Genomic DNA, 24,176 nt, shown 5'->3' on the forward strand with positions numbered 1-24,176 from the left:
TAAACTTGCATTCCAAGAGATTGAAATTAACCAGGTTTAATGTCCTCAAAGCAACCCGGCGCAGTACAGCCACATTTTAACGTTTGTCTGAGCGCGGATGGTGCGACCGCGCGCGACTCATCGCGCAGTCCTGGCGCGCGGCCAATGAAAGGGTTCAGGCATGATGGATATCGGCGACGATAAGGAGCTGATGGCTGAATTTGCCGAGTTTAAAGAGTTGCTGCGCCGCGACTTCGGCCACGCCCCCGAGCCAACCGCGGCGCCGGCTCAGGGCTTCGAGCGCCCGGCGGCGACCAATCCAGGTCCTTCTCCTCAGGCGCCGCGCGCAGAGGAAGCTTGGAGCGCGGTCCATGCGTCCGAGGAAGAATTCTACGACGAGCCGGAGGACGAACGCGAAGGCGGCCGTCGGGCCCTGTTCTTCGCGGCGGCCGCGGTGGTCATCGCCGGACTCGCGGCCTTGACCTGGGTCTTGGGGCCGTGGAGCACGGTCGAGCCGAGCGAGGATCCGGCGCTGGCCACGGCGCCGCCTTTGGCCGCTCCGGAAGCCGCTGAACCCGTTCTCGGCAGCGCCGCGTCGCAACCGCAGGACGCCGCGTCGACGGATGGAGAGACCGCCAAAGCGCCCGCGCTTGAGGAAAGCGCCAAAGCGCCGGCCGAGCCTTCTTCGGCCGATCCTGCGCCGGCGGCCGCCGCCGCCATCGAACCCGCGCCTGGCGCGGACCCTCTATCGGAGCCGGCGCCGTCGGCAGGCGCCGCGATGACGCCGACGAGTCCGGCGACTGCGCCGCTTGGCGCAACCATTCCTGTTCCCGCCGGCGCCGCCGCTGCGCCGCAACTCGCGCCGCTGCCCACGGCGCCGCTGTCCACGACGGCGACGGCGCCAACGCCGCTAGCGGCGACGCCAAAGTCCACCTCGGCGCCGGCGGCCCCGGCGCCGACGTCGCCGCCCGCCGCCGTTCCGCCGAAAGCCGCGGCGCTGGAGCCGCCGCAGGCGGCTGCGCCCGCCGCGCCGGTTTCGAAGCCGCCTCCCGCCGCGGCCGAGACGGCCGAAACGCCAAAACCCGCGCCGCGCGCCAAGGTCGTGAAGCAGAAGAAGCCGCCGAAGCCGGTCGCCAGCCGGGCCAAGCCGGCCGCCGAGGCTCCGCCGCCGGTGGCCGTCGCGACGCCCGAGCCCGCCCCCGCAGCTCCGCCGCCGCCTCCCCAGAGCGACGGACCGCTCGGCTTCGTCAAGCGCACGGTGAACAGCGTCGGATCGGCGATCGGACTCGGGCGCTGAGCGAGAACGCGCGGAGCCATCGAAACGCCGGCGTCTCTCGCGCCGGCGTTTTTCATTTGAGGAATAGGCCGGCTGTGGCCTTTGCCAAACGCCAAAGCCTGTGACTTTATCCAGCGACGGGGCGGCGCGATCCGCCTCGACGATCCTGGAGAGCTAAGGCATGGCCAAGCCCACTCAAGCTGATGCGGAAGCGGCCGTGCGGGTTCTCATCGAATGGGCGGGAGACGATCCTGGTCGCGAGGGGCTGATCGACACGCCGGAGCGGGTGGCGCGTTCCTACCGCGAGCTTTTCGCCGGCTATGAAGTCGACCCGCGCGACTATCTGAAGCGCACCTTCGACGAGGTCGGCGGCTATGACGAACTCGTCGTCCTCAAGGACATTCGCGTCGTCAGCTTCTGCGAGCACCACATGCTGCCGGTGACCGGGCGCGCGCATGTCGGCTATCTGCCGAACAATCGGGTGGTCGGCATCTCAAAGCTCGCGCGGGTCGTGCATGGCTTCGCGCGAAGGTTGCAGATTCAGGAAAAGCTCACCGCCGAAATCGCCGAAGCGATCCAGGATATTCTGGAGCCGCAGGGCGTCGGCGTCGTCATCGAGGCCGAGCACAGCTGCATGACGCTGCGCGGCGTCAACACAACCGGCTCGCTCTTAACGACGAGCCGCCTGCTCGGCGTCATCCGCGACGACCCCCGCACCCGCGAGGAATTCCTCGGCATGGTGCACGGGAAGTAGATCAACCTCGTTTCAAATCCGCGGCTGCATTTTGTCCATTTGATCAGCAAGACGCCGCTTAGAATTTCGAGTAGACGACGGAAATGAGGGTCTGAATGTGGCTGCCTACGGTGACTTCTTCAAACGAATGTGAGTTTGGATGCCCTGCTGTATTGCGGCGATTGAGACAACCCGTTAGCTCCTTGGACTGAGCGTTCGTAATCACTTTAATGTGCTCGAGAACACTTAGGAAGTCGCCTTCTTTTAACGATGCAAGGTCGTCAATTCCTTTGGCATCGCTGTGCTTCTGCCATCGCCTGCGCACTTCTGCATTAAACTCTTTGAGCTTGTGAGACAGGACGTAGTTGTAGAGCAGGTAGACAGCACCAACCCAAGAGAGAACGATCGCTGCACGAAAGGCTTTGTTTCGCACGCATTGAACCGCTTCCTCAATAAAACGCGACTTATCGGAATCGTGAACATCTAATAGATATTTCTCAAGGGCAGCTACAACAGGCGTTAAAATACCAGAGTGCAAGACAATCTTGCGCTCTTCGAGGCTTACTCGCCCTTCCGTTGTCAAGGCCCAGCCGTTTGGCAAAGAGACCGCATACTTGCTCTTGTTGAGGAAAGGCGACGGCTCAGAAGTCGACCCATCGCGCCAACCGTTATTTTTGGCAATCGCCTTAATCTCGCGCGTGGTGATTGGGCCGTCGTGGCTTGCGACGATCAGCAGATATTTGTCTGTCTTGCTTAAATCTCGTCGGGCAAGTCCATCGCGAAGCTCGGTCACCTTAAGCCCTCGCCCTGAACTGCTCCAGCACCTCATGCGAAAGCGTGTACTTGCCCGATGATGGCTCGTTTATCTCACGTTTATTGAGAAGAGAAGCGATACTTTTGCTCAAATTACTTTGCATCGCCTGCTTATAAAACTGCTTTGCATTTTTCATCTCTTCCAGGACTTGCAAGTGGGTCGCCTCTTGAAGATTATCACTCAGGTGAAGCTTCGCGAGCGCGACTTTAAACAAATCCGGCCCAGTCTTCGGTTGGATTTTCGCTGCAAGAGAAGCAGTAGTGAAGGTCGCTTGTCCGTTGCCGGACATCGGCGGCTCAACTTCCGGAGCATTCTCTATAAAGCCGCTATCGCCAATCGCTTCTATGATAGCGCCGACCAGACCGGGCAATTCTGACTTTAGAAATTCGACCTCTCCTTCCCACTCTATTTCAATTCCCTTTGTCCTAATTCTCAGCTTGGCGGTCATGGCTTTTCTCGCGAATCAGCTTCAAAGCTTCGCGATATTACTCCCGCTGATGGTGAACGAGTCCGATCGCGCCAGAGCATGTGGAAAACTCACTGCATGTTGACGCAACGAGGGAAAGGCTTACCCCAACACTTTCTTCAGCTCCGCGACAATCGCGTCGCCCATTTCCTTGGTCGAGACGGTCGACGGCGCGTCGCCCTTGATGTCGGCCGTGCGCAGACCCTTGGCCAGCACATTGGCGATCGCCGCGTCGATGGCGTCGGCCGCTTTCGGCAGATCGAAGCTGTAACGCAGAGCCATGCCGAGCGAACCGATCATGGCGATCGGATTGGCGATCCCCTTGCCGGCGATGTCGGGCGCCGAGCCGTGGCAGGGCTCATACATCGCATGGCGCTTGCCCTTTTCATCCGCGGCGCCGAGCGAGGCCGACGGCAGCATGCCGAGAGAACCGGTGAGCATCGCGGCCTCATCCGACAGCATGTCGCCGAAGAGATTGTCGGTGACGACGACGTCGAACTGCTTGGGCCAGCGCACGAGCTGCATCGCCAGCGCGTCGGCGAGCATATGTTCGAGCGTCACGTCGGCATATTCGCGCTTATGCAGCGCGGTAATGACCTCGCGCCACAGATAGCCCGACTTCATCACATTCGACTTCTCGGAAGAGGTCACCTTGTTCCCGCGCTTGCGCGCCATCTCGAAGGCGACCCGGCCGATGCGCTCGATCTCATAGGTCTCGTAGACCTGCGTGTCGACGGCGCGTTTCTGGCCATTGCCGAGATCGGTGATCTCCTTGGGCTCGCCGAAATAGACGCCGCCCGTTAATTCGCGCACGATCATGATGTCGAGGCCGTCGACGATGTCGCGCTTTAAAGACGAAGCGTCGGCCAGCGCGGCGTAGCAGATCGCCGGGCGCAGATTGGCGAAGAGGCCGAGGTCCTTGCGCAGGCGCAGGAGCCCGGCTTCGGGCCGCATGTCGTATGGCACGCCGTCCCATTTCGGCCCGCCGACGGCGGCGAGCAGCACGGCGTCGGCCTCAAGCGCGCGCGTCATGTCTTCTTCGCTGATCGCTTGCCCGTGCGCGTCATAGGCGGCGCCGCCGACGAGCCCCCGCTCGACCTCGAAGCGCGCGACGCCCGCTTCGTTCAGGAGGGCGAGAACCTTCTCGGCCTCGGCGGAAATTTCCGGACCGATGCCGTCGCCCGGCAGGAGCAGAAGCTTGTATATGGCCATGAACGCCTCGTCGTCGGCTTGTAAACTCGCGCCGTCAATAGAGCGCGCGACAAGGCGACGCAACCGCGCAAAATCTCTTTTGGTCGTGCGACAATTCGCCTGCCGCGCCGCCCTTGCCGCAACGCGTTAAGCCGTGCAGCTTGAAAAATGTCAAACGCAAGGGGGCTTCGCGCGAGACGCGTCAATCAACGAGCGACGTCCGCGGGAAGCGATGCGCAGACTGTGCGCAGTTGGGAGACGCAAAGATGAAGAGCTATAAATCGATCATGCATATCATGGCGCTTAGCCTGTTCGGCGCCCTCGCCGGGGCCGCGCCCGCCAAGGCCTTCTGCCTCATCAATTGCGAGCCCAAGCCCGACGACGCGAAGAAGGTCTTCGAAAATCTCATTAAGAAGAAATTCGACAAGGACGCGGTGATCGAGGACTTCAAAGTCACGCGCTTCTGGCCGCTCGACGTCGAAGGGGCCGGTCACGCCGGCTATGAGTTCTACTACACCGCGAAAGTGCGCTTCCCGAACGGCGCCAATCTCGAATGCAAGCCGGACGGCGGCGCGGTGAAGCCCGGCTGTTCAGACAATACGAGCTATTATTCGACGACGATCCAGAACCAGATGATCAAGGACAAGCAATATATCGACCCGGGCAAGGTCATCGAGTTCAAGGACGAGACCCGCTTCGACGAGGAAGGCTCGAAGTGGAAGGGCCAGGACGGCAATTTTTATTGAGCCGCGTCCGCGACGCTGGCGATCGCGAGCCGCAGGGCTCGCGATTCTTCGTTTAGACGGCTGATCGCACGGTCTTATCCCCTTCCTTGCGCGTGGCGCTTGGTGTAAAAGGCCGCCCAACGGATTGCGCGTCGAGCGTGGCTCAGGCGCGGCTGGAAGGGTGCACATGCAGCAGGTCATTATCGCGATCCACCTGATGGTGGTGACGGCGCTCGTCATTCTCGTGCTTTATCAAAAGTCGGAGGGCGGCGCGCTCGGCATGGGCGGCGGCAGCGGCGTTTTCACCGGCCGCGGCCAGGCCAATGCGCTCACCCGCGCCACGGGGATTCTCGCGACGATCTTCTTCATCACCAGCATCGCGCTCACCGTGCTGCCGGCCTGGGAGCGGCGCAGGGAGGGCGGCGACGACTGGACCAAGGCGCTTGACCCGGGATCGATCCAGCTCAAGGAGCTTCCGAAGACCGAAGGCAAGGGCGAGCAGGGCGGTCCTGAAAAGGCGCCCGAACCCGGCAAGGACAGCATTTTCGACCAGCTCCAGCGCGCCCAGCAGAAGCGCCAGCAGAGCGCGCCGGTAGAGGCGCCGCCGGCCGCCGCGCCGCCGCCGGCCGCGCAGACGCCGGCTCCGCCGCCTCCGGCCGCGCAGACGCCGGCTCCGCCGCCTCCGGCCGCGGAAGCCCCCAAGCCCGTCGCGCCGCCTGCCGACGCCCCGAAGGCGGAAGCGCCCAAGGCGGAAGCGCCCAAGCCTGAAGCGACCAAGCCTGAAGCGGTTGCGCCCGCCGCGACGCCGCCCGCCGCCGAAGCGCCGAAGCCCGACGCCTCGAAGAGCGAGGGCATGAAATGGGAAGCGCCGAAGACGGACGCCCCGGCTCCGCAGGCCCCGGCCGCTGAAGCCCCGAAGCCCGCCGAAGCCCCCAAGGCGGACGCCATTAAGCCCGAAGCGGTCGCGCCTTCCGCGACGCCGCCGGCCGCCGAAGCGCCGAAGCCCGACGCCTCGAAGAGCGAGGGCATGAAATGGGAAGCGCCGAAGTCGGGCGCCCCGGCCGCGCCGGACGCGAAGCCGGCGGAGTCGAAGCCCGCCGCGCCGGAAACCAAGCCCGCGCCTTCGACGATCTGGAAAGCGCCGACCCAGTAGCCGGCGTCAAATCCGCCATCCGATGATCATCCGATAATCTTGGCTGGGGGCGACCGCCCCCGGCCCGATAGAATCCGCTATCAGAATCGCTGGAAAGGCGTTAGGCGTTAGGTCCCATGGCGCGGTACATCTTCATCACCGGCGGCGTGGTCTCCTCACTTGGCAAGGGTTTGGCGTCGGCGGTGCTCGGCGCGCTGTTGCAGGCGCGCGGCTATACGGTCCGGCTGCGCAAGCTCGACCCCTATCTCAACGTCGATCCGGGCACGATGTCGCCCTATCAGCACGGCGAGGTCTTCGTCACCGACGACGGCGCGGAGACCGATCTCGACCTTGGACATTATGAGCGCTTCACCGGCCGCCCGGCCTCGAAGCAGGATAACGTCACCACCGGCCGCATCTACCAGGACATCATCAGCAAGGAGCGGCGCGGCGATTATCTCGGCGCGACGATCCAGGTCATTCCGCATGTGACCAACGCCATCAAGGAGTTCGTTCTTGATGGCAATGAGAACGTCGATTTCGCGCTGATCGAGATCGGCGGCACGGTCGGCGACATCGAAGGCCTGCCGTTCTTCGAGGCGATCCGCCAGCTCAAGAACGATCTGCCGCCGCATCACTGCATCTATATCCATCTGACGCTGCTGCCGTACATTCCGAGCGCCGGCGAGTTGAAGACCAAGCCGACGCAGCATTCGGTGAAGGAGCTGCGCTCGATCGGCATTCAGCCCGATATTCTGCTCTGCCGCACCGATCGCGAGATTCCGCGCGAGGAGCGCCGCAAGCTCGGACTCTTCTGCAATGTGCGCGAACAGGCGGTGATCGAGGCGCGCGACGCCGCCAACATCTATGACGTGCCGCGCGCCTATCACGCCGCGGGGCTGGATGCGCAGGTGCTCGCCGCCTTCGGCATCGAGCCGGCGCCCAAGCCCGACATGAGCCGCTGGAACGCGGTGACGCAGCGCATCAACAACCCCGAGGGCGAAGTCACCATCGCGGTGGTGGGCAAATACACCGAGATGAAGGACGCCTATAAGAGCCTCATCGAGGCTTTGGCGCATGGCGGTCTCGCCAACCGCGTCAAGGTCAATCTCGACTGGATCGAATCGGAGATTTTCGAGAGCGCCGATCCGGCCGCGCATCTTGAGCATGTGCACGGCATTCTCGTGCCCGGCGGCTTCGGCCAGCGCGGCGCCGAAGGCAAGATCCTCGCGGCGCGTTTCGCGCGCGAACGCGGCGTGCCCTATTTCGGCATCTGCTTTGGCATGCAGATGGCGGTGATCGAAGCCGCCCGCGCGCTCGCTGGAATCGATAAGGCGAATTCGACGGAGTTCGGCCCCTGCGCCGAGCCGGTCGTCGGCCTGATGACCGAATGGCTTAAGGGCAATGAATTAGAGAAGCGCGGCGTCGGCGAGGGTCTTGGCGGCACCATGCGGCTTGGCGCTTTTCCGGCGCTGTTGAAGCCGGATTCGCGCATCGCCGGCATTTACGGCGCGACGGAGATCTCCGAGCGCCACCGCCATCGCTATGAGGTGAATTTCGCCTATCGCGAGCGCTTAGAGGACTGCGGGCTGCTGTTCGCCGGCTCTTCGCCCGACGGGCTGCTGCCCGAGACGGTCGAAATCCCGGGCCACCCCTGGTTCATCGGCGTGCAATATCACCCCGAATTGAAGTCGCGGCCCTTCGAGCCGCATCCGCTGTTCGCAAGTTTTATCGCCGCGGCGAAGGCGCAGAGTAGGTTGGTGTGATTTTCAGTTTGACGGATTCAATTTCTGGACATCGGACATGGCCAAGAGACCTGTCGTAACCCCGCTAGCTAAACATACGATGATCCGGCAAACGGGGGCGCAAGAATGGAATTGATCGCAGCGCACATCATCTACTTCATCCTAGCCGGATTGCTTTTTGGCTTAGTCAATTGGATCGGCGAGCATGCCACTGACTTTGGCTATGCAAGCACGACACTTTTCGAAGAACCAAATGAGTCGCTGGCGCTCAATTTTTTCATCAGAGCGCTTGCTCCGACCGTGTTCATCGTGGCGCTGTCAGCCGCGGGTGTCGCCGCCGGCCATGCAGACCTTCGCGTGGGTATTTATTGGATCGCGATCTATTATTATGCGCTTCGCTTTATTTACATCTTAGCCATGAACATGCACCAGCTTGTCAGCTGGCCACGTTTCGTCTTTCATTCGGGCATCGGCTTGGCTGCTGCTTGGCTGGCTTACGAAAACCTGATCCTTCCCAATCGATCCCTGCTTCCAAATCTCGATACGGCTGGGAATGAGCTGTGGCTAGCCATTTTCGCCTTCCTATATGCGGTCGCCAACAACGTGACTGTTTCTGGTGGGCCAGGCGCTAGAAGGCGCAATGCTTTCATAAGTCGAGGCTATGATCGGGCGGAACTCTCATATGGCGCGCTCATCAATGGGATAATTACCGACGACAAGCTGCAGTTCATAACCTATGCCATCCTCATCTATGAGGATCACTGCCGACCGCCTTTTGTGCGGTTCCTAGAACGTCTTTGCTTCTGGAAGAAGGAGCGCACGACCGGTATTATGCAAGTGGCTTCCCCAACAGCTTTAACTGATGAAGAAAGTGTAAAGCTGGGAGCGGAGAAACTGTCTGCGTCATGGCAACGCTTCGTTGGAGAAAGGTTCTACGATAGAACGTTTTCAACCATCACCGACTACAACAAGGATAGCGACTATGCGTTCAGGGTCTGGGAGGTAATGGAGATCCTTGCGAAGCGTGCAGCGCCCCGGTTCCTGCCAGCTTATAATGCCATCATGAAGTCACTTCGCTAATTGAGCTTCGACACGTCGGGCTGGCGGCGAAGCCAGATGCCGAATTGCCAATTACCGTGGCTGGTTACGAATTGCCGAATTACCCGGCTCGCATCGACGTTTGGATTGCGAATGAGAGCGCTGCTTCGCACATGGAACACCAACGCTTCCCCCGCGTCATGGCCGGGCTTGTCCCGGCCATCCACGCCGAGAGGCTGCGCAAACGTGGCGAGGGTTTACGCAGCGGCGGCGCGTGGATGCCCGGCACAAGGCCGGGCATGACGCGGAGAGATTGCGCCTTGTTGCCGATCAGTTCGGCAAGTCCTCGTATAAGTCATGCCAATCGGGATTCATTTCGAGTATGAGCCGGACCTTCCATGCGCGCGGCCAGTGCTTCATTGTTTTTTCGCGCTGAATCGCCGTGCGGATGTCGTCATGCGGTTCGTACCAGACGAGGCGCTTGAGGCCATAGAGTTGTGTGAACCCGCGACTACGGCCTTCACGATGCTCAAGGGCGCGGCGCGCGAGGTCGTTCGTGACGCCGAGATAAAGCGTTCCGTTTGGCCGATTGGTCATGATGTAAACCCAGCCGCCGCGCATCAGCGCAGGGTGCTGGCATTCTCAGTCAGGAGACAACCCACGTCATGGCCGGGCTTGACCCGGCTATCCACGCCGAGAAGCTGCGAGAACGCCATGAGGCTTGCCGCCGGGAACGCATGAGTTATATTCATATATAACTTCTCGTGAGACCCATCATGCACACCACCTCTCTGCGCAAAGTCGGCGGCTCGGTCATGCTGGCGGTGCCGCCGGCGATTCTCGACCTGCTCAATCTTCGGGCCGGGGCGACGGTGGGCGTCTCGGTGGACAACGGCCGGCTGATCATCGAGCCGGCGGCCAGGCCCCGCTACACGCTCGAGGAGCTTCTGGCGCAATGCGACGCCTCGGCCGAGCCGTCTGAAGAAGACCGCGCCTGGCTCGACGACAGGCCGCAAGGGTCAGAGCTGATTTAGCGCAAATCCTTTTTCAAAAAGCCGCTTCACACTTTTTTACGGATGTGCGCATGGAGCGCGGCGACATTTATCTCGTTTCGCTGGATCCGACCTCGGGGCACGAACAACAGGGCGCCCGGCCGGTGCTCGTCATCTCGCCCGGCGCCTTCAACCGGCTGACGAAAACGCCGATCGTTCTGCCGATCACGAGCGGCGGCAATTTTGCGCGCACCGCAGGTTTCGCCGTTTCGCTGATCGGCGCCGGGACGCAGACGACCGGCGTCATCCGTTGCGACCAGCCGCGCGCGCTCGATCTTGGCGCGCGCCGCGCCCGCCGGCTCGAAGCCGCGCCGCCAGAAATCGTCGAAGAGGCCTTGGCGAAACTCGCGGCGATATTGGAATAGGCGGCGCGCAGACAAGCGCGGACATGACGCATAGAGGGTTCTATCAGGCGGGCGAGCAAGGCCGTTTCAACTGCGCAACCCAAGCCCCTCATCCTGAGGAGCGTGCGAAGCGCGCGTCTCGAAGGACGAGGGGCGACTTCAGTGACGAGAATTTCTGGTCGCCGCAGTCCTCGTCCTTCGAGACGGCTCCTCGATCTCGGGCTTGCCCGAGATCGACATTCATATGTGCAAGTCGGGTATACCCGACTTGCGGAGCCTCCTCAGGATGAGGACTGCTTGGTGGCGTAAGGCCCAGTGCGCCTGGTCCATTGGAGCGCGCGCACTCCCGTCCTGCGCTCACGCCACCTGATACTCCTCGTCGATCGGCACGCCGAGCGCGGTCACAAGCCGGTTCGTCTCCGACGCCATGCCGACGATCGCCAGCACTTCGCGATATTCCGCTTCGCTCATCCCCTTCGCGCGGGCGTTCGCCGTGTGCGAATGGATGCAATAGGGACAGGCGTGGGCGATGGAGACGGCGATGTAGAGCATCTCCTTGACCTTCGGCTCCAACACGCCCGGACCCATCACCTCTTTGACGCTCTCCCAGGTGCGCTTCAGCGTCACGGGATCATGCGCCAGCGCGCGCCAGAAATTATTGACGAAGTCGCTTTTGCGCGTCGCGCGAATGTCGGCGAAAACGTCGCGCGCCTGCGGCGAGAGGTCTTCGTCACTGAGCAGTCGAACCGTGGCCATGATGTTTCCCGTTTTCAGCGAGACAGCGAGACGTCACTTGTTGGGCGCGTTCGGCGCGGCGGGCCATGTGCGCGGGCCCGGATTGACATGATAATTCACGCCGCAGCCCGAGAGCGCCAGGGCGACCGCGACAAGCGACATCAATTTGGCGAGCCTTGTTCGCATCTTTCCTCTCCCGTGGCGTTTAAGCTCCTTTTTGTCAGAAAAACGCCATCGGCGCGCGAGGAATCGCTGCGTTTTCGGCCTCCGACGATGGCGCGCATTTTGCTTTGCGCGGCCGGCGACCGCGCGCATGACAGGGAGGGGCACGCAGACGTCAGCTGGTCCCGCTCGCCGAGTTTTCTGCCTCATTTCAAAGCGGTGCGCCATTTTGACCGAGCCCCCGCCGGTTGACGCGCGATTTGTTGCAGCGCACAATGTTCGCCATATGCCGGCGCTACACGATTCGACGGGCGGGGCGCGCGCCCGTCGAATTCTCCGCGCGGCGAGGAGGTCATGATGGAATCGGTCAAACAGTGGTTTCAGGACTGGTCGGACGCGTGCGAATACGCCAAGGAATGCGCCCCCGACTTTTCCTTCCTGTCGTCTTTCGCCCTTGGCGAACCCTATACGGCGCTCATCAGCATCGCCGGCGTCTGCTGGCTGATCTGGGCGTTCAATGAGCGCGCGATCAAGCGCAAAGCAGCAGCCCTGCAGGCGAGCGCGGCGGCGCAGTCCGGCGTCGCGCTCGGCGCCGCGCTGCGGGAGTTGACGCGGGCGCCCGGCAAGGAAGCCAAGGAAGAAAAGCTCGCCGCGTGACGCCGCGAAGCGCGGATTGAACGCGCCCGGCCGCGCGCTATCCTTGCGTGAGAGCGCTCTTCCAAAAAGGGGGCGCGTAACGGCTGTCGGGCTTGTGACCGAACTCCCGCGAGGATACGAGACGCTTGCATGAGGCGCCGGCTTCGGCCGCCGCAACCGGGCGGCCTCGCCTGACGCCGAAAATGATAAGAACGGACGTTGGAAGGCGAGGGAGCATCATGAGCGAATTTTCCGTCGGCAACGGCGCCTGGGTCCTGGTCGGAGACGGCCGCCGGGCGCTGTTTTTTCAAAACCATGGCGACGCCGAACTCCTCGACCTTCGCGTCGTCGAAACGCGAATCGACGACAATCCGCCGACGCATGAGCAGGGAACGGATCGTCCCGGCCGAAGCTTCACGTCCTTCTCGCCCGGCCGCAGCGCCGTGCAAAATGTCGACTGGCATGAGCTGGAGGAGGAGCGCTTCGCCCGCGCCATGGCGGACCGCATCAATCAGGCGGCGGAATCAGGAGAATTGGACGCCATCGCCATCGTCGCGCCGCCAAAGGCGCTCGGCGAAATCCGCAAGGAGCTGTCCGTCAAGGCGCAGAGCAAGGTCGTCGGCGAACTCGCCAAGGACCTGACCCGCCATCCGCTCAAGGATATCGAAAAGGCGCTGACCCGCGGTTGAAAGGCAGGGGAAAGTTTTTGAGGCTTTCCCCTGCGCAGTCGGAGGCGATTCGTCCCAGCCCCGCCTCCGACGCTCGCCTCTCGGGCGAGCCTGTCGATATTGCCGCATTCTTCCCAAGAAATCAGTGCGATTGCGCACAGCGCGGGCAAACCGTCGCATTTGAGCCGCAATGATGAGGGACGGAGCGGTTAGCTTCGCCTGAGCGGCGGCGCGCAGTCGGATGGTGAGAGCACGGGCGGCGTATGGGGCGCGGGCGGATCGTATTGGCGGCGCTTCTGGCGTTCGCATTCAGCGCTTGCGGGAGCCGGCCGCACGGCACCCTTATCGCGACGAATCAGGTCGCGCCCGGCGCCAGCATCGTCGATCTTCTGGTCGTCACGACCAGACAGCCGGATGACTCCGAGCCCGGCGTGATGTTTTCGGGCGAACGCGGACACGGCATGCACTTCGCCGATATCGCCGTCTCGATCCCGCCCGACCCCTCCCGCGTGATCGGCGAAGTGCAGTGGCCGGATGGGCCGACTCCCAACCCGGCCATCCAATTCGCCACCGTGCGCGCCGAGGTGCTGAGCAGGGAGGCGGCGCTCGCCGACTTCAACGCCCGCATCCGCAAGACGCCCAAGCGGCAGGTGCTGCTGTTTGTCCACGGCTTCAACACGCGTTTCGAGGAGGCGGTCTACCGCTTCGCGCAGATCGTCCACGACTCGCGCGCCGACGTCACGCCGGTGCTGTTCACCTGGCCGTCGCGCGGCCGGCTGCTGCAATACGGCTATGATCATGAGAGCGCCAGCTATTCGCGCGACGCCCTGGAGCGCGTGCTGCAGGCGCTGCAGCGCGACCGGGACGTCGGCGAGATCTCGATCCTGGCGCATTCGATGGGCAATTGGGTGACCCTGGAAGCGCTGCGCCAGATGGCGATCCGCAACGGCCAGATCGGATCGAAAATCCAGAATATCATGCTCGCCGCGCCGGACGTCGACTTCGACGTGTTCCGGCGCCAGATCGCCGAGATCGGCATACGGCCGTCCGTCTTCACGCTGTTCGCCTCGCGCGACGATGACGCGCTTGCCGCGTCTCGCCGCTTCTGGGGCAATACGCGACTGGGCGCCGTCGATCCGCGCGTGCAGCCCTATCGGGAAATCCTCGACCGGGATCAGGTCAGAGTCGTCGACTTAACGGGCATCGCCTCCAGCGATCCTTTGGAGCACAGCAAGTTCGCCGCCTCTCCGGAGGTCGTGCGCTCGATCGGCGCGAGGCTGGCGCAGGGTCAACCGCTGCGGGACGGACAGGCGGGCGTCGGCGATCAGCTCGGGCTGGCGACGGCCGGCGCGGTTTCGGCGGTGGGCGGCGTGGCCGGGGCGGCGGTCGCCGCGCCCTTCGCCATTGTCGATCCGGCGACGCGCGAGAATCTGAGCGAACATCTGGGCTCTGCCGCTCAAAAGCTTGATACCCAACACTAATTTAACTCAGCTGTGAGTTCGATGTGGTCGGATGAACCTATTTTGGAGGGCTGTTGCCGCAATGTCACAGCCAGCGAGGCTGAAGCCCGTTAGGGTCAACCGCTCGCGACGATCACCGCACGGGACCTCAAACGCAATGTCATACAAGCGTCAGCTTCTCGCCGTTCTGGCGGTCGGCCTCGCTGCGTCCTCAGCGCGCGCCGACAATCCGAGCTGGTGGAAGCCTCCGCTCTCGGAAAACCCTGGACCCAAGCGCGCCGTCGACGGCGTCAACGGCAAGCTCGAAGGTTTTGGCGGCGGCTCCGACTGGTTGGGCTTCGCGCGGTTGAACAACGCCTCGGCCGGCGGGATGGGGTCGATCACGGCGCCGGTCGGCGATCGTTTCGGCTTTCAGGTCGACGCGATCGCGGCGGCGCATCGCGGCTTCTTCGTGAGCGGCGGCGCCGGACACGCCTTCTGGCGCGATCCGAGCGTCGGTCTCCTCGGCGGCTATGGCGCGATCGCTCACGACAAGCGTCTCGACGACACGCGTTTCCGCGTCGGCGCTGAAAGCGCCTATTACTATGGACCGTTCTCGTTCTCCAGCATCGCTGGCTATGAGGAGAGCTCGGGCCATTTCTTCACGCCGCTGGGCTATGGACCGGGCTATCTCGCCTATCAGTGGCAGCCGCGACGCGGTCGCTTCTTCGACATGTTCGATATCAGCGTCTATCCGACCTACAACGTCAAAATCTCGGTCGGCCATCGTTACGTCGGAGGGCGGCATGCCGCCGCGCTCAGCGGCGAGGCGCTCATCTGGAATCTTGGCCATTCTGCGATCACCGGCTTCATCGAAAGCCGCGTGGGCGAGAATGATTACAAGGCTGTCTGGGGCGGCATTCGCATCTATCTCGGCGAGAGCGACAAGACTCTCATCAGCCGCCACCGCGAAGACGACCTGCCCAATTGGCTGAAGGACGACATGTTCGCATCGCAGAACAGCGTCCGCGTCGGCGCGACGCCGGTCTTTTTCCCGACCCTGCAGCATCCTTGAAGCCGCCGCGCGGCGCCCGATATGCGGGACGCAGCGTGAGCAGGCGCGAGGAGGCCCTGTGAGCAGTTCGACGTCCCATCCGGAACGCCGGTCACGGCTCGCCGCCGGAATCGCCGCCGCGGCGCCTGTGCTCGCCGCCGCGCTGCTAGGCAGTTTCGCGACCACGCCGAACATTCCCTGGTACGAGACGCTCGCCAAGCCGCCGCTGACGCCGCCGAATTGGGCGTTCGGCCCGGCGTGGACCACCCTCTATGTTTTGATGGCCTACGCCTTTTACCGCATTCTACGGCTCGGGCCGGCGACGCGGGGGCGAAGCGCCGCGATCTTCGTCTTTCTCGCGCAGCTCATTCTGAATGGGGGATGGTCCTTCGCCTTCTTCTTTGCGCGAAGCCCGCTGCTCGGACTCATCGTCATTCTGCCGATGGCGGCGCTTCTCGTCGCCGCGATCGTCCTGTTCTGGCGGCTTGATCGCGTCGCGGCATACGCGCTTGCGCCGACCGTGTTCTGGGTGGCCTTCGCCACCTATCTCAACGCCGGGATTTTTATCCTCAATCGCTAGAAGGGCGCCGAACGCGCGGCGGCGACATAGGCGTCGGCGTCTTGCGGCAACAGCAGCCGCTCCTTGACGAGCTTGTCGGCGATGACGCGCATCGTCGCGACGAAATAGGCGCGCGATCCGTAGCGCTCGACGAGCGCGGGACGCGGATCGGCGTTCTTTTCGCGATCCGGCTTCGTCGCCGCGAAGGGAATCGCGGCGCCTGCGGCGCAAGCCGGGGCTTTCTTGTCCTTTTGCGCGTTGAAGCCCGTGAAGGTCGCGATCGGGAGCGCAAGGTCGGGCAGGCGTAGGCCGGCGATCTCATTGCCGTCGGAGTCGATCTTGGGAACGCGGCGCGCGCCCTCAAGCGGCGCGGGCAGACCGGGAATTTTCGGCCATTTCAAATCCTGCGAGGACGCCAGATCGGCGTCGAGCGGCGCGTGCGAATCGGGCGGCGCGACGCCCTTGGCCGTCCACGCGTCGAGCGCAACGAACAGCGCGCGCAGCGCGGGGGCCGAGGGGCGCGCGTTCACAGGCGCGACGCAAGTCGCCGTCGCGGTCGACGCGGCGATGCCGGCAAGATAGAAGCGCCGACCGTTCGCCGGCGCGCCGCTCGCGAATTCGACGCGCGGCTTCTCGCGCCAATAGGCGTCGGCGCCCCAGGTCGCGATAAAGCGCGTCGGGGCGGCGGGCTCGCGGCTCGCGTCATGGAGCAACAGGCCGTCGAATGCAGAGGAGGCGCCCGACATCGCATCGGCGTCCGAGCCCTGTGCGCGGCCGAGCACGCGTTTCATCTTGAGCGCGCCGCGCAGATGGCCGACGACATCGCGCAAGGCCGGCGCTCGAGCTTTGTCCGGGAGCTTGCCAAGATCGAGCGTCAGCACGGCGAGTCCGCGCTCGAGCGCCAGCGGTTTCACGTCGTCGCTCGCTTGCGTCTCGAACAGAAGCGCCTTTGCGCCGCTTGGCGGCTTTGCCGGCTTCGCGAGCGTTCCGGCGATGTCGTAAGACGCTCCGTCGAGCTTCACCGTCGCTTGAACCGCCTCATTCACGCCGTCGGGACGCGTCTCGAATTTCAGCAGTTCGGCGTTGGCGCCGCAAGCGAAGGCCAGCGACCCGACGAGCGCAGCGCCTCTAACGGGCGCGCGCGTCCTTTTCGATCCAGCTGGCGATCTTGCGAAGGTCGGCGAGGAAGCCCCGCCATGCTTGGCGTTTATCCGATTCATCCTTCAAGCGTAGCAGAGAGGAGGGGTGAACGGTCGCCAGGAATTGCGCGCCGTCGTCAAGGTCAATGATGTCGCCGCGCAGACGCGACACCGCCTCGGATCGGCCGAGCGCGCCGCGGATCGCGGTCGCGCCGAGCGCCACGATCAGTCCGGGGCGAAGCAAAGCGCGTTCGCGATCGAGCCACCAGCGACAGGCGTCGATCTCGCCGGCGTCGGGCTTTTTATGCAGGCGGCGCTTGCCGCGCGGCTCGAATTTGAAATGTTTGACGGCATTGGTGACGAAACATTTGTCGCGGGCGACGCCGGCGCGCTGCAGCGCGACGTCGAGGAGCTTGCCGGAAGGCCCGACGAAGGGACGTCCCGACAAATCTTCCTGATCCCCCGGCTGTTCGCCGATCAGCAGCACGCGCGCATGCGGCGGTCCTTCGCCGGGCACGACCCGCGTGGCGTTCTTATAGAGGGGACAGCGGGTGCAGCCGGCTTCCTGCTCAGCGAGCGCCGAAAGCGAAGGGGCTTCGGCGAACAGGCCGACCGCGGGCGCAGGCTTCGCCCGGAGAACGAATTCGGATTTCTCCACCTGTCCCTTCCTCCGCGTCGAGCGACGCCAAGAAGGTCGATATAGGCGGCGCGGCTGCGCGGAGAAGCAGATTTCGGAAAAAGGCGCCGCGGCGCTGGGACGCGTCTCGGGAGATTGAGTCCCGAGACGCCCCGATCACAGCGTCTTCAGATATTCGAGCAGGGCGCGCTTGTCCTCCGCGCTCAGCGCCGTTCCATAGTCGTGGCCGCAATGGCTGACGCCTGAGCCTCTGTTGCAATCCGTTTTCATCAGGAAGGTCGACTTCGGCTGTTCGGCGGCCAGGCCGACAGCGGAAATGTCATAGGCCGGACCGACCTTGAAATCGGCGACGCGGTCCTGCGGGGGCTTCAAGAGTTCGGCGAGCGACGGCGCCGAGGCGTTGTGCAGATAGGGGGCCGCCGCCCAAACGCCTTCCAGGACGCGGGCTTCATACTTGATCTTGCCGTCGGTTTCCGGCGCGCGCCGGCAAGCCCAGCGTCCGGCGCCGGGCGTGCCCGGAATCTTGTAGACGCCCTTCAGTTCTTCAACCAGGGGCCGCAGAAGCGCGAGCGCCACGTCGGCCCTTTGACGCTCGACCGAATTCACCGTGACCGGAATGAAATGTTGCAGGATCGCGCCGCGCACCGCGGTCGCCAACACAGAGACCGGCGCGTCTTTCCTGTCGAGCGGCTGGGAAACGAAGGGAATGAAGGCGCCGGTCAGCGCGCCGGTGTCGACCTTCCAGTCCGGCGCGAAATATTGATATTCGCGCGCGTCGGTGCCGACGTCCTGAACGGGCGTGCACCAGGTGTCCGGATTGAGCAGACGCGGCTGCCCTCGATCGATTCCATGGCAATCGGCGCATCCGCCCTCTTCATAGGGACGCTCGTAGATGAGCTTGCCCTGAGCGGCGAGCATCGTGTCCACGGGCCACGGCCATTTCGGCGGACCGATCCGCTCGACGAGCCGCTCCAATTGGATCAGCCCTTTGAAGTCGACCGAATTGGCCTTGACGTAGTTGAAACCCAGGAGATGCGTGGCGTCTTTCTCCGGGAAGAATTCGCCGAAGACGCCATAGACCTGTCCGACGTTTCTGGCCATGGCCAGAATGCGGTCGCCATTGTCGGCGAAGCCCGGCCATTGCGTATGGTCCTGCCGCGGCGCGTTCCACAGGAAGGGCGGGCGCACCGGCGCGTCCGCCTTCCGCATATTTCCCAAGATGAGATGCGTCGGGCCGGGTCCGATATCGAGGCCGGTCACCCGGTTGAGGATCATGCCCACGGCGTCGATGCGGCCGGCGCCCCATGGCTTGTCTTTGGGCAGGCCGGCCTCGGTGATGGCGTGGTGGCGCGCATACCAGAGATCGACTTCGCCGCGCAGCTTGGTCTCTTTTTGCGGATCATAGCCGCCGCCGAGAACCGCCTTGGCGAATTCCGAAAACGCAGCCTGGCTCGCGACAACCTGGCCTACCGCCGCGTCGAGATCGGCCCAGAGCGCGCCCATGTCGGCGAGCGCCGGGCCGCCGTCGATGCGATAGGCCTTGCCCTCGACCTCGATCTGCCGCGTATGGCACGCGGCGCAGCTGGGTCCCAAGACGCCGTCGGCGACCACGAAGCCGACCGGCAGCCCCGGCGTCGGGCTCGCGGGATTGGCCAGATAGCCGTAGCGGGCGAGTCCATCCGCAAGGAAGGGCTGGCCGTCAGCCTGCTTGAGCGCTTTGATCCAGTCCCAGGGGATGAGGCGGGAGCCTTGGCTCGTGCCGTAAAAGTCGTTCCAGGCCTTTTCGTCCCAAGGACCGGCGCCGGGAATGGAGGAGGGCTGTTCGACCCGTTCCACGGCCAGCGAAGCCGGCGCGCTTGCGAACAGAACGGCGACAGCAAGCGCAGCGAAGCGGAATGTGTTTTTGATGCTCATCTTGCAATCTTCTCAATTAACGGCTGTTACAAAATCGCGGCGACGCCGATACAAAAACGCCTGGGAACAGCGCATTGCGTCAGGGTCGGCGATCGCCAGTAGCGTGTCAATACTCCGAACTGATGACGCGCGTTAGAGTTTCGCCATGAAATTGGCGAAGGCGAGGGAGCCTTCCGGCCAGGGCCCATGGCCGCTGTCGGCATTGATGTGGCCGCTCGCGCCGGCGTCGATGAAGGCGGCGCCGATATCGCGCGCGAGATGCCGCGCGAACAAGAGATCGGCGTATGGATCGTCGCTGCTGCCGACCACAACCGCCGGGAAGGGCAGGCGGGCGCGGGGCGCCGGCGCAAATTCGGGGTCGATCGGCAGTTCCAGCATCACGCTGTCGGAGGGCGGCGCAACGAGAAAGGCGCCGGCGACTTTTTCCGCGATGCGCGGCGCCGCATGCAACGTCGTGATCACGCCGAGCGAATGGGCGATGACGACGACGGGACGCTCGGAGACGGCGATGTCGCGGGTCAGCGTGTCCACCCATTCCGCGCGCGACAATGCGCTCCAGTCGCGCTGCGTCACGCCCCGCGCGGTGGAGAGCTTCTTCTTCCAGCGGCTGTACCAGTGATCCTCCGTGCCGCCGGTGAGGCCGGGATGGATCACAATGTCGGCGTCGGCTGCGCGCATCAGGCCGTTTCGCGCGCGAAGGCGCCGTTGAGCGCATCCTCGATCAGCTTGCGCGTCTCGGCGACGCCGTAAAGCGCAATGAAGGAGCCAAAGCGCGGCCCCTTCTTCTCGCCGAGCAGCACTTCGTACAGCATGTTGAAGAAGTCGTTGGAGACGCCGGGGCGCTCCGGCGTCGCGCCCTTGGCGGCAAAATCCTGGTAGCGCGGCACGGCGCGGGCGACGTCATAGAGCGCCGTCTGAATCGCTTCGGCGCTTGCGTGCTCCATGCCGGAGAGCGTCTCGTCGATCTTTTGCAGCACCGCGCGCTCGACCTCGTCCGCCGCGCGATAGGTTTTCGCCGGCTTCACGAAATCGCGGAAATAGGCGACGGCGTAGCCGACGAGCCTGTCGAGCCGCGGATGATTTTCCGGCGTCGCGGACGGCGCATAGCGGCGCAGAAAGCCCCAGAGCAGGGCGGGGTCTTCGGCGTTGGCGACGGCGGCGAGATTGAGCAGCATGGAGAAGGAGACGCTGGTTCCCTTCGCCTCGCCCGTGTGTACGAGTGTTTCCGCCTCCGGCGGATCGCCCGCATGGATATGCCAGACCGGATTGCCGAGACGGTTCTTCCAATCCTGGCGCGGATAGGCGTCGAGGAAATTCAGATAATCATCGACCGCGCGCGGGATCACGTCGAAATAGAGCCGCTTCGCCGCCGTGGGCTTCTGGAACATGAATTGCGCCAGGCTCTCGGGGCTGGCGTAGGTCAGCCATTCCTCGATCGTCAGGCCATTGCCCTTCGACTTCGATATTTTCTGGCCCTTTTCGTCGAGGAAGAGTTCGTAGTTGAATCCTTCCGGCGCCCGCCCGCCGAGCGCGCGCACGATGGCGCCCGAGAGCTTCACCGAGTCGATGAGGTCCTTGCCGGCCATTTCATAATCGACGTCGAGCGCATACCAGCGCATCGCCCAGTCGGGCTTCCATTGCAGCTTGCACTGGCCGCCGGTGACGGGCGTGACGAATTTTTCGCCCGTATCGGGATCGGTCCAGGAGATCGTTCCGGCTTCCGCGTCGTATGAATCGAGCGGAACCTGCATGACGATGCCGGTCTTTGGATGTACGGGTAAAAACGGCGAATAGGTCGCCGCGCGCTCCTCGCGAAAGCTCGGCAGCATGATCTTCATCACCGCGTCGTAGCGCGCCAGCATGTGCTTTAGCGCCGCGTCGAAACGGCCGCTTTTGTAATATTCCGTCGACGACGCGAATTCATATTCGAAGCCGAAGGCGTCGAGAAAGGCGCGCAGCCGCGCATTATTATGCGCCCCGAAACTGTCATGCGTGCCGAAAGGGTCCGGCACCTGCGTCAAGGGCTTGCCGAGATGGGCAGCGACGAGTTCTTTATTCGGGATGTTGTCGGGGACCTTGCGCAGCCCGTCCAAGTCATCGGAGAAGGCGAGGAGGCGCGTGGCGATCCTGCCCTCGGTCATGACTTCGAACGCGCGGCGCACCATGCTGGTGCGCGCGACCTCGCCGAAGGTGCCGATATGCGGCAGTCCCGAAGGGCCATAGCCGGTCTCGAACAGCACGCTCTTCTGACCGCTCGCCTCGACCCGTTTGACGAGCTTTCGCGCCTCTTCGAACGGCCAGGCGGGCGAGACGCGCGCGGCTTCGACGAGTTCGGGCGACAATAGGAGCGATGCGGACATGGGATGCGAACTGGCCAATCTGTAGCGGGAAGCGCGGCACAGTAGGGAGCGCGGGAGGGAGCGTCAACGAAGAAGCCGGCTGCGCAGCGGGTCGATTTGAATGCCGCGAAGCGCCAAGAACAGAACTGCAACGGAGTTGAAAACTATAAGCATAGGTAGGGTCATAACGCGATCGTCCGACGCGCCCACCAAAATTTTGCTTCGATTTGGAAATCAAAATACAAATAATAACACTGCTAATAACACGCAAAATGCGAGCCACGACGATACAACGCCTAGGCCCACCAAACTCTGAATAATACCCACTATCCAAAAACCGATTGCTATTATAAATCCGGTTGCCGCTATGATTAGTAAAACGCTGAATTTGGATAGCCAAATAATCCAATTGGACTGTCGTGAAGCAAGTTGATTAGAATCGACATTCGAGTGACCCGACACCAAAAATTTAGCAAGAGAGGAGAAATTTGTAGGAGATAACGCGGCCCCGTGTCCTCCAGAGAAGAATTTATTTTCGAACTCGTGAGCCGCGTTATTGGTAAAACCATGAAACCCACTGGTTCCGATTTCCCCAAACGTTCCCATCGTTACCGCGAGATTTTCACTGAAAAATTCGAAGAAGCTCCCAAAAACGCCAACCACCCAATCATCCGAAGCAACGTCGTTACGGATAGCTTTAACTCGACCCTCCGCGACATAAGCATCCCAAGGGAATTTCCGAGGCATTATGGAGCCCAATAGCGCAATATTCTTTATCTTGACAGTTGCATAATTTTCCAATGCACTGGACAAAATGTAAGAGCCATTGCTGTGCCCAACGAAGCTGATTTCCCGTCCTGGATTCGAAACAATCGACTCCGTATACCAGTCCATGAAGAGAAGGACGTTCCGACGCCTTGATCCAAGAAATAAGAACCTGAGAATGGGGAAATAACCATAACCACTTGTGATAATTTTTGTATTATCGTTCAATCTTTTTATTTCGTTTTTTAGCTCTGCAGTCCAATGTCCAAAATCTCGAATCCCGTGCAAGATAAAAACAACGTCTCCCGCTTGTTTTAAATCATCACTGAGATACGCCTTTTGAATTTTTATTGGTAACGTCTCAATATTACGAGTATCGCTTTGAAATTCATTTTGCAACATTGCTATTGGCTGTGATAGGGCTTTCAAGAATTTCGAAGTTCGGATTTGACCTATTTCACCTTCATGAAATTTAACGATGCTGGCATGTCCGCTAGAAGGGACCGGGATAAATATGAACTTGGAAGAAGCCAAAATATCTTGGTGATCATCTTGACTCACCATGTCATCGGTGTCGCCTAAAAGTAAGATAACCGGCGCGACAGCATCGGGCTGCGCTACACACATTCTCGTCCATTGCAGGCGTAAATTCGATACAAATCCCGTCCCCCTTTTTAGACTTCGAACAAGACGAGCCGATCCAGTGGCTTGCCCCGCACCCATAATAAACGAATAAAATATGAAATTTATCCAGGTCATATGTTTGGGTTTGGGAGAGAGACTCCATCCTCTGTTCATTGGCGCTAGAAGGATTAAGCGTTCCACCCTTGTTGTCCAAGGCCGCTGCTTTGTGGTTCTCATGTAAACTGGGTGATCCTCGGTCGCTCCAAGGCCGTACATGTATGCCTTTCGTATAATTAGCGCGCCAATACTGTGGCCTACCAATATAATCTTTTTATACTCTCTACCGCGTTTCTGCCTCTCTTCAAATTTGCTTTGGAGTAATTCGTCCAATCTGCTCGCAAGAAGGAATGCGTCCGCGTTGGAAAAAATAGCAGCATCATAAAATGGAACGAGCAGATCAGCATCTGGCAAAGCTTTCGAAACAGATTCCATGAGGGAGCCTAGGCTGTCATTCCAAGCAAAAGCGTCATCGCCAGCTTCTTCAGAAGCGGGATTAGTTGAAAGCGCTAAGATAAATGATCCGACTAGGCAAAAAAACATTACAAGCAAAACGCTTAGGCCACGAATTATGAGACTCACAATCGATTTTATCGAATCAATAACTGAAGAAAAATTTAATGACCAAGAATTAGTCCATAATATATATGAGAAGTACAAGCAAAACAAAATAAACAGCGCAAACAAAATGTATAATATCGAATTGCTAGATTTTTCAGAAGTTTCGCTAATATTTAAATCTTCTCCGGTAATTACTTTGGCGATAGCGCTCACATGTTTCTTTGTAAATGGCCCCCAGCCATGTAAAAATACGATCAATTCTTCTGACAAGCCGCTTGGATAAAATAAGGTGTGCTCAAAAATACTTGTGCTTGACATGGTATTGTTCCTTCGCCCGGATTGCCCCGGTGTTCACTTGAGTTTTCGTGGTGCGAAAAGGTGAGCCCAGGCTA

Annotated in this window: 25 protein-coding genes; 13 read left to right on the forward strand and 12 right to left on the reverse strand. The window is 61.7% G+C overall.

All coding sequences use genetic code 11. The annotated features are described in order from the left end of the window. The first annotated feature begins 160 nt into the window (after positions 1 to 160). A complete protein-coding gene (locus BN69_RS12550) occupies positions 161 to 1,276 on the forward strand; it encodes a hypothetical protein (RefSeq protein ID WP_244434936.1) in 1,116 nt (371 codons plus the stop codon). A gap of 160 nt (positions 1,277 to 1,436) precedes the next feature. Continuing rightward, positions 1,437 to 2,009 (forward strand): GTP cyclohydrolase I FolE, encoded by a 573-nt coding sequence (gene folE / locus BN69_RS12555; RefSeq protein ID WP_014891994.1) that lies wholly within the window; start codon positions 1,437 to 1,439, stop codon positions 2,007 to 2,009. 58 nt (positions 2,010 to 2,067) lie between these two features. Here the strand turns inward: folE and BN69_RS12560 are convergent, their stop codons facing one another. The 3 genes from BN69_RS12560 to leuB all read right to left on the reverse strand — a co-directional run bounded on the left by BN69_RS12560 (position 2,068) and on the right by leuB (position 4,480). Continuing rightward, the gene (locus BN69_RS12560) at positions 2,068 to 2,781 is read right to left on the reverse strand and encodes a hypothetical protein (protein ID WP_014891995.1); all 714 of its coding nucleotides are present in this window, start codon (positions 2,779 to 2,781) and stop codon (positions 2,068 to 2,070) included. Between the two features lies 1 nt (position 2,782). Then, a complete protein-coding gene (locus tag BN69_RS12565) occupies positions 2,783 to 3,250 on the reverse strand; it encodes a hypothetical protein (RefSeq protein WP_014891996.1) in 468 nt (155 codons plus the stop codon). Between the two features lie 120 nt (positions 3,251 to 3,370). Beyond that, positions 3,371 to 4,480, reverse strand: coding sequence for a 3-isopropylmalate dehydrogenase (leuB, locus tag BN69_RS12570; protein ID WP_014891997.1), 1,110 nt, complete (start codon positions 4,478 to 4,480; stop codon positions 3,371 to 3,373). A gap of 245 nt (positions 4,481 to 4,725) precedes the next feature. Between leuB and BN69_RS12575 the strand changes: the two genes are divergently transcribed. From BN69_RS12575 to BN69_RS12590, 4 genes are all read left to right on the forward strand, one after another. After that, positions 4,726 to 5,205 (forward strand): hypothetical protein, encoded by a 480-nt coding sequence (locus BN69_RS12575; protein ID WP_014891998.1) that lies wholly within the window; start codon positions 4,726 to 4,728, stop codon positions 5,203 to 5,205. 166 nt (positions 5,206 to 5,371) lie between these two features. Beyond that, positions 5,372 to 6,337, forward strand: a complete 966-nt coding sequence (secG, locus tag BN69_RS12580; protein ID WP_014891999.1) for a preprotein translocase subunit SecG — start codon at positions 5,372 to 5,374, stop codon at positions 6,335 to 6,337. 116 nt (positions 6,338 to 6,453) lie between these two features. Next, complete coding sequence (locus BN69_RS12585; RefSeq protein ID WP_014892000.1) at positions 6,454 to 8,082, forward strand: CTP synthase; 1,629 nt, start codon at positions 6,454 to 6,456, stop codon at positions 8,080 to 8,082. A gap of 105 nt (positions 8,083 to 8,187) precedes the next feature. Continuing rightward, positions 8,188 to 9,141, forward strand: coding sequence for a hypothetical protein (locus BN69_RS12590; protein ID WP_014892001.1), 954 nt, complete (start codon positions 8,188 to 8,190; stop codon positions 9,139 to 9,141). Between the two features lie 288 nt (positions 9,142 to 9,429). On the opposite strand, the gene BN69_RS12595 is transcribed toward BN69_RS12590, so the two are convergent. Then, positions 9,430 to 9,720 carry a GIY-YIG nuclease family protein gene (locus tag BN69_RS12595; protein WP_014892003.1) on the reverse strand — a complete coding sequence of 97 codons (291 nt, stop codon included), beginning with the start codon at positions 9,718 to 9,720 and terminating at the stop codon, positions 9,430 to 9,432. Positions 9,721 to 9,875: 155 nt separating this feature from the next. Between BN69_RS12595 and BN69_RS12600 the strand changes: the two genes are divergently transcribed. After that, positions 9,876 to 10,133, forward strand: coding sequence for an AbrB/MazE/SpoVT family DNA-binding domain-containing protein (locus BN69_RS12600; RefSeq protein WP_014892004.1), 258 nt, complete (start codon positions 9,876 to 9,878; stop codon positions 10,131 to 10,133). Between the two features lie 50 nt (positions 10,134 to 10,183). Further along, complete coding sequence (locus tag BN69_RS12605) at positions 10,184 to 10,516, forward strand: type II toxin-antitoxin system ChpB family toxin (RefSeq protein WP_014892005.1); 333 nt, start codon at positions 10,184 to 10,186, stop codon at positions 10,514 to 10,516. Between the two features lie 336 nt (positions 10,517 to 10,852). On the opposite strand, the gene BN69_RS12610 is transcribed toward BN69_RS12605, so the two are convergent. Further along, a complete protein-coding gene (locus BN69_RS12610; RefSeq protein ID WP_014892006.1) occupies positions 10,853 to 11,251 on the reverse strand; it encodes a carboxymuconolactone decarboxylase family protein in 399 nt (132 codons plus the stop codon). A gap of 33 nt (positions 11,252 to 11,284) precedes the next feature. Further along, positions 11,285 to 11,416 carry a hypothetical protein gene (locus BN69_RS19975; protein WP_256364783.1) on the reverse strand — a complete coding sequence of 44 codons (132 nt, stop codon included), beginning with the start codon at positions 11,414 to 11,416 and terminating at the stop codon, positions 11,285 to 11,287. 330 nt (positions 11,417 to 11,746) lie between these two features. On the opposite strand from BN69_RS19975, the gene BN69_RS12620 reads away from it, so the two are divergent. From BN69_RS12620 to BN69_RS12640, 5 genes are all read left to right on the forward strand, one after another. Continuing rightward, positions 11,747 to 12,049, forward strand: coding sequence for a hypothetical protein (locus BN69_RS12620; RefSeq protein ID WP_244434938.1), 303 nt, complete (start codon positions 11,747 to 11,749; stop codon positions 12,047 to 12,049). 218 nt (positions 12,050 to 12,267) lie between these two features. After that, positions 12,268 to 12,717 carry a baeRF12 domain-containing protein gene (locus BN69_RS12625; protein ID WP_014892009.1) on the forward strand — a complete coding sequence of 150 codons (450 nt, stop codon included), beginning with the start codon at positions 12,268 to 12,270 and terminating at the stop codon, positions 12,715 to 12,717. Positions 12,718 to 12,959: 242 nt separating this feature from the next. After that, the gene (locus tag BN69_RS12630; RefSeq protein ID WP_014892010.1) at positions 12,960 to 14,177 is read left to right on the forward strand and encodes an alpha/beta hydrolase; all 1,218 of its coding nucleotides are present in this window, start codon (positions 12,960 to 12,962) and stop codon (positions 14,175 to 14,177) included. Between the two features lie 136 nt (positions 14,178 to 14,313). Beyond that, positions 14,314 to 15,210, forward strand: coding sequence for a hypothetical protein (locus BN69_RS12635; protein ID WP_014892011.1), 897 nt, complete (start codon positions 14,314 to 14,316; stop codon positions 15,208 to 15,210). 58 nt (positions 15,211 to 15,268) lie between these two features. Then, positions 15,269 to 15,769, forward strand: a complete 501-nt coding sequence (locus tag BN69_RS12640) for a TspO/MBR family protein (protein WP_014892012.1) — start codon at positions 15,269 to 15,271, stop codon at positions 15,767 to 15,769. Here the strand turns inward: BN69_RS12640 and BN69_RS12645 are convergent. From BN69_RS12645 to BN69_RS19245, 6 genes are all read right to left on the reverse strand, one after another. Beyond that, positions 15,766 to 16,968, reverse strand: coding sequence for an alpha/beta hydrolase domain-containing protein (locus tag BN69_RS12645; protein WP_083858759.1), 1,203 nt, complete (start codon positions 16,966 to 16,968; stop codon positions 15,766 to 15,768). The two genes, BN69_RS12640 and BN69_RS12645, sit on opposite strands and share 4 nt — an antisense overlap. After that, positions 16,877 to 17,545, reverse strand: a complete 669-nt coding sequence (locus tag BN69_RS12650; protein ID WP_014892014.1) for a UdgX family uracil-DNA binding protein — start codon at positions 17,543 to 17,545, stop codon at positions 16,877 to 16,879. Before BN69_RS12650 ends, BN69_RS12645 begins: the two co-directional genes overlap by 92 nt. A gap of 135 nt (positions 17,546 to 17,680) precedes the next feature. Further along, entirely contained in the window at positions 17,681 to 19,438 is a 1,758-nt protein-coding gene (locus BN69_RS12655; protein WP_014892015.1) for a di-heme-cytochrome C peroxidase, read from the reverse strand. 132 nt (positions 19,439 to 19,570) lie between these two features. After that, positions 19,571 to 20,116 (reverse strand): RBBP9/YdeN family alpha/beta hydrolase, encoded by a 546-nt coding sequence (locus BN69_RS12660; protein ID WP_014892016.1) that lies wholly within the window; start codon positions 20,114 to 20,116, stop codon positions 19,571 to 19,573. Next, positions 20,116 to 21,798 carry a lysine--tRNA ligase gene (locus BN69_RS12665; protein ID WP_014892017.1) on the reverse strand — a complete coding sequence of 561 codons (1,683 nt, stop codon included), beginning with the start codon at positions 21,796 to 21,798 and terminating at the stop codon, positions 20,116 to 20,118. Before BN69_RS12665 ends, BN69_RS12660 begins: the two co-directional genes overlap by 1 nt. A gap of 213 nt (positions 21,799 to 22,011) precedes the next feature. Then, on the reverse strand, positions 22,012 to 24,102 hold the full coding sequence (locus tag BN69_RS19245; RefSeq protein ID WP_014892018.1) for an alpha/beta hydrolase: 2,091 nt from the start codon (positions 24,100 to 24,102) through the stop codon (positions 22,012 to 22,014). Between the last annotated feature and the right edge of the window lie 74 nt (positions 24,103 to 24,176).

This window comes from Methylocystis sp. SC2 (assembly GCF_000304315.1).
In the GTDB taxonomy this organism is placed as follows: domain Bacteria; phylum Pseudomonadota; class Alphaproteobacteria; order Rhizobiales; family Beijerinckiaceae; genus Methylocystis.

Bases quoted from the DNA above. Each gene is read 5' to 3' on its own strand.
- BN69_RS12550 (WP_244434936.1), top strand. From the start codon at position 161: ATGATGGATATCGGCGACGATAAGGAGCTGATGGCTGAATTTGCCGAG.
- folE (WP_014891994.1), top strand. From the start codon at position 1,437: ATGGCCAAGCCCACTCAAGCTGATGCGGAAGCGGCCGTGCGGGTTCTC.
- BN69_RS12565 (WP_014891996.1), bottom strand. From the start codon at position 3,250: ATGACCGCCAAGCTGAGAATTAGGACAAAGGGAATTGAAATAGAGTGG.
- leuB (WP_014891997.1), bottom strand. From the start codon at position 4,480: ATGGCCATATACAAGCTTCTGCTCCTGCCGGGCGACGGCATCGGTCCG.
- BN69_RS12575 (WP_014891998.1), top strand. From the start codon at position 4,726: ATGAAGAGCTATAAATCGATCATGCATATCATGGCGCTTAGCCTGTTC.
- secG (WP_014891999.1), top strand. From the start codon at position 5,372: ATGCAGCAGGTCATTATCGCGATCCACCTGATGGTGGTGACGGCGCTC.
- BN69_RS12585 (WP_014892000.1), top strand. From the start codon at position 6,454: ATGGCGCGGTACATCTTCATCACCGGCGGCGTGGTCTCCTCACTTGGC.
- BN69_RS12590 (WP_014892001.1), top strand. From the start codon at position 8,188: ATGGAATTGATCGCAGCGCACATCATCTACTTCATCCTAGCCGGATTG.
- BN69_RS12595 (WP_014892003.1), bottom strand. From the start codon at position 9,720: ATGCGCGGCGGCTGGGTTTACATCATGACCAATCGGCCAAACGGAACG.
- BN69_RS12600 (WP_014892004.1), top strand. From the start codon at position 9,876: ATGCACACCACCTCTCTGCGCAAAGTCGGCGGCTCGGTCATGCTGGCG.
- BN69_RS12605 (WP_014892005.1), top strand. From the start codon at position 10,184: ATGGAGCGCGGCGACATTTATCTCGTTTCGCTGGATCCGACCTCGGGG.
- BN69_RS12610 (WP_014892006.1), bottom strand. From the start codon at position 11,251: ATGGCCACGGTTCGACTGCTCAGTGACGAAGACCTCTCGCCGCAGGCG.
- BN69_RS19975 (WP_256364783.1), bottom strand. From the start codon at position 11,416: ATGCGAACAAGGCTCGCCAAATTGATGTCGCTTGTCGCGGTCGCCCTG.
- BN69_RS12620 (WP_244434938.1), top strand. From the start codon at position 11,747: ATGATGGAATCGGTCAAACAGTGGTTTCAGGACTGGTCGGACGCGTGC.
- BN69_RS12625 (WP_014892009.1), top strand. From the start codon at position 12,268: ATGAGCGAATTTTCCGTCGGCAACGGCGCCTGGGTCCTGGTCGGAGAC.
- BN69_RS12630 (WP_014892010.1), top strand. From the start codon at position 12,960: ATGGGGCGCGGGCGGATCGTATTGGCGGCGCTTCTGGCGTTCGCATTC.
- BN69_RS12635 (WP_014892011.1), top strand. From the start codon at position 14,314: ATGTCATACAAGCGTCAGCTTCTCGCCGTTCTGGCGGTCGGCCTCGCT.
- BN69_RS12645 (WP_083858759.1), bottom strand. From the start codon at position 16,968: ATGAATCGGATAAACGCCAAGCATGGCGGGGCTTCCTCGCCGACCTTC.
- BN69_RS12655 (WP_014892015.1), bottom strand. From the start codon at position 19,438: ATGAGCATCAAAAACACATTCCGCTTCGCTGCGCTTGCTGTCGCCGTT.
- BN69_RS12660 (WP_014892016.1), bottom strand. From the start codon at position 20,116: ATGCGCGCAGCCGACGCCGACATTGTGATCCATCCCGGCCTCACCGGC.
- BN69_RS12665 (WP_014892017.1), bottom strand. From the start codon at position 21,798: ATGTCCGCATCGCTCCTATTGTCGCCCGAACTCGTCGAAGCCGCGCGC.
- BN69_RS19245 (WP_014892018.1), bottom strand. From the start codon at position 24,102: ATGTCAAGCACAAGTATTTTTGAGCACACCTTATTTTATCCAAGCGGC.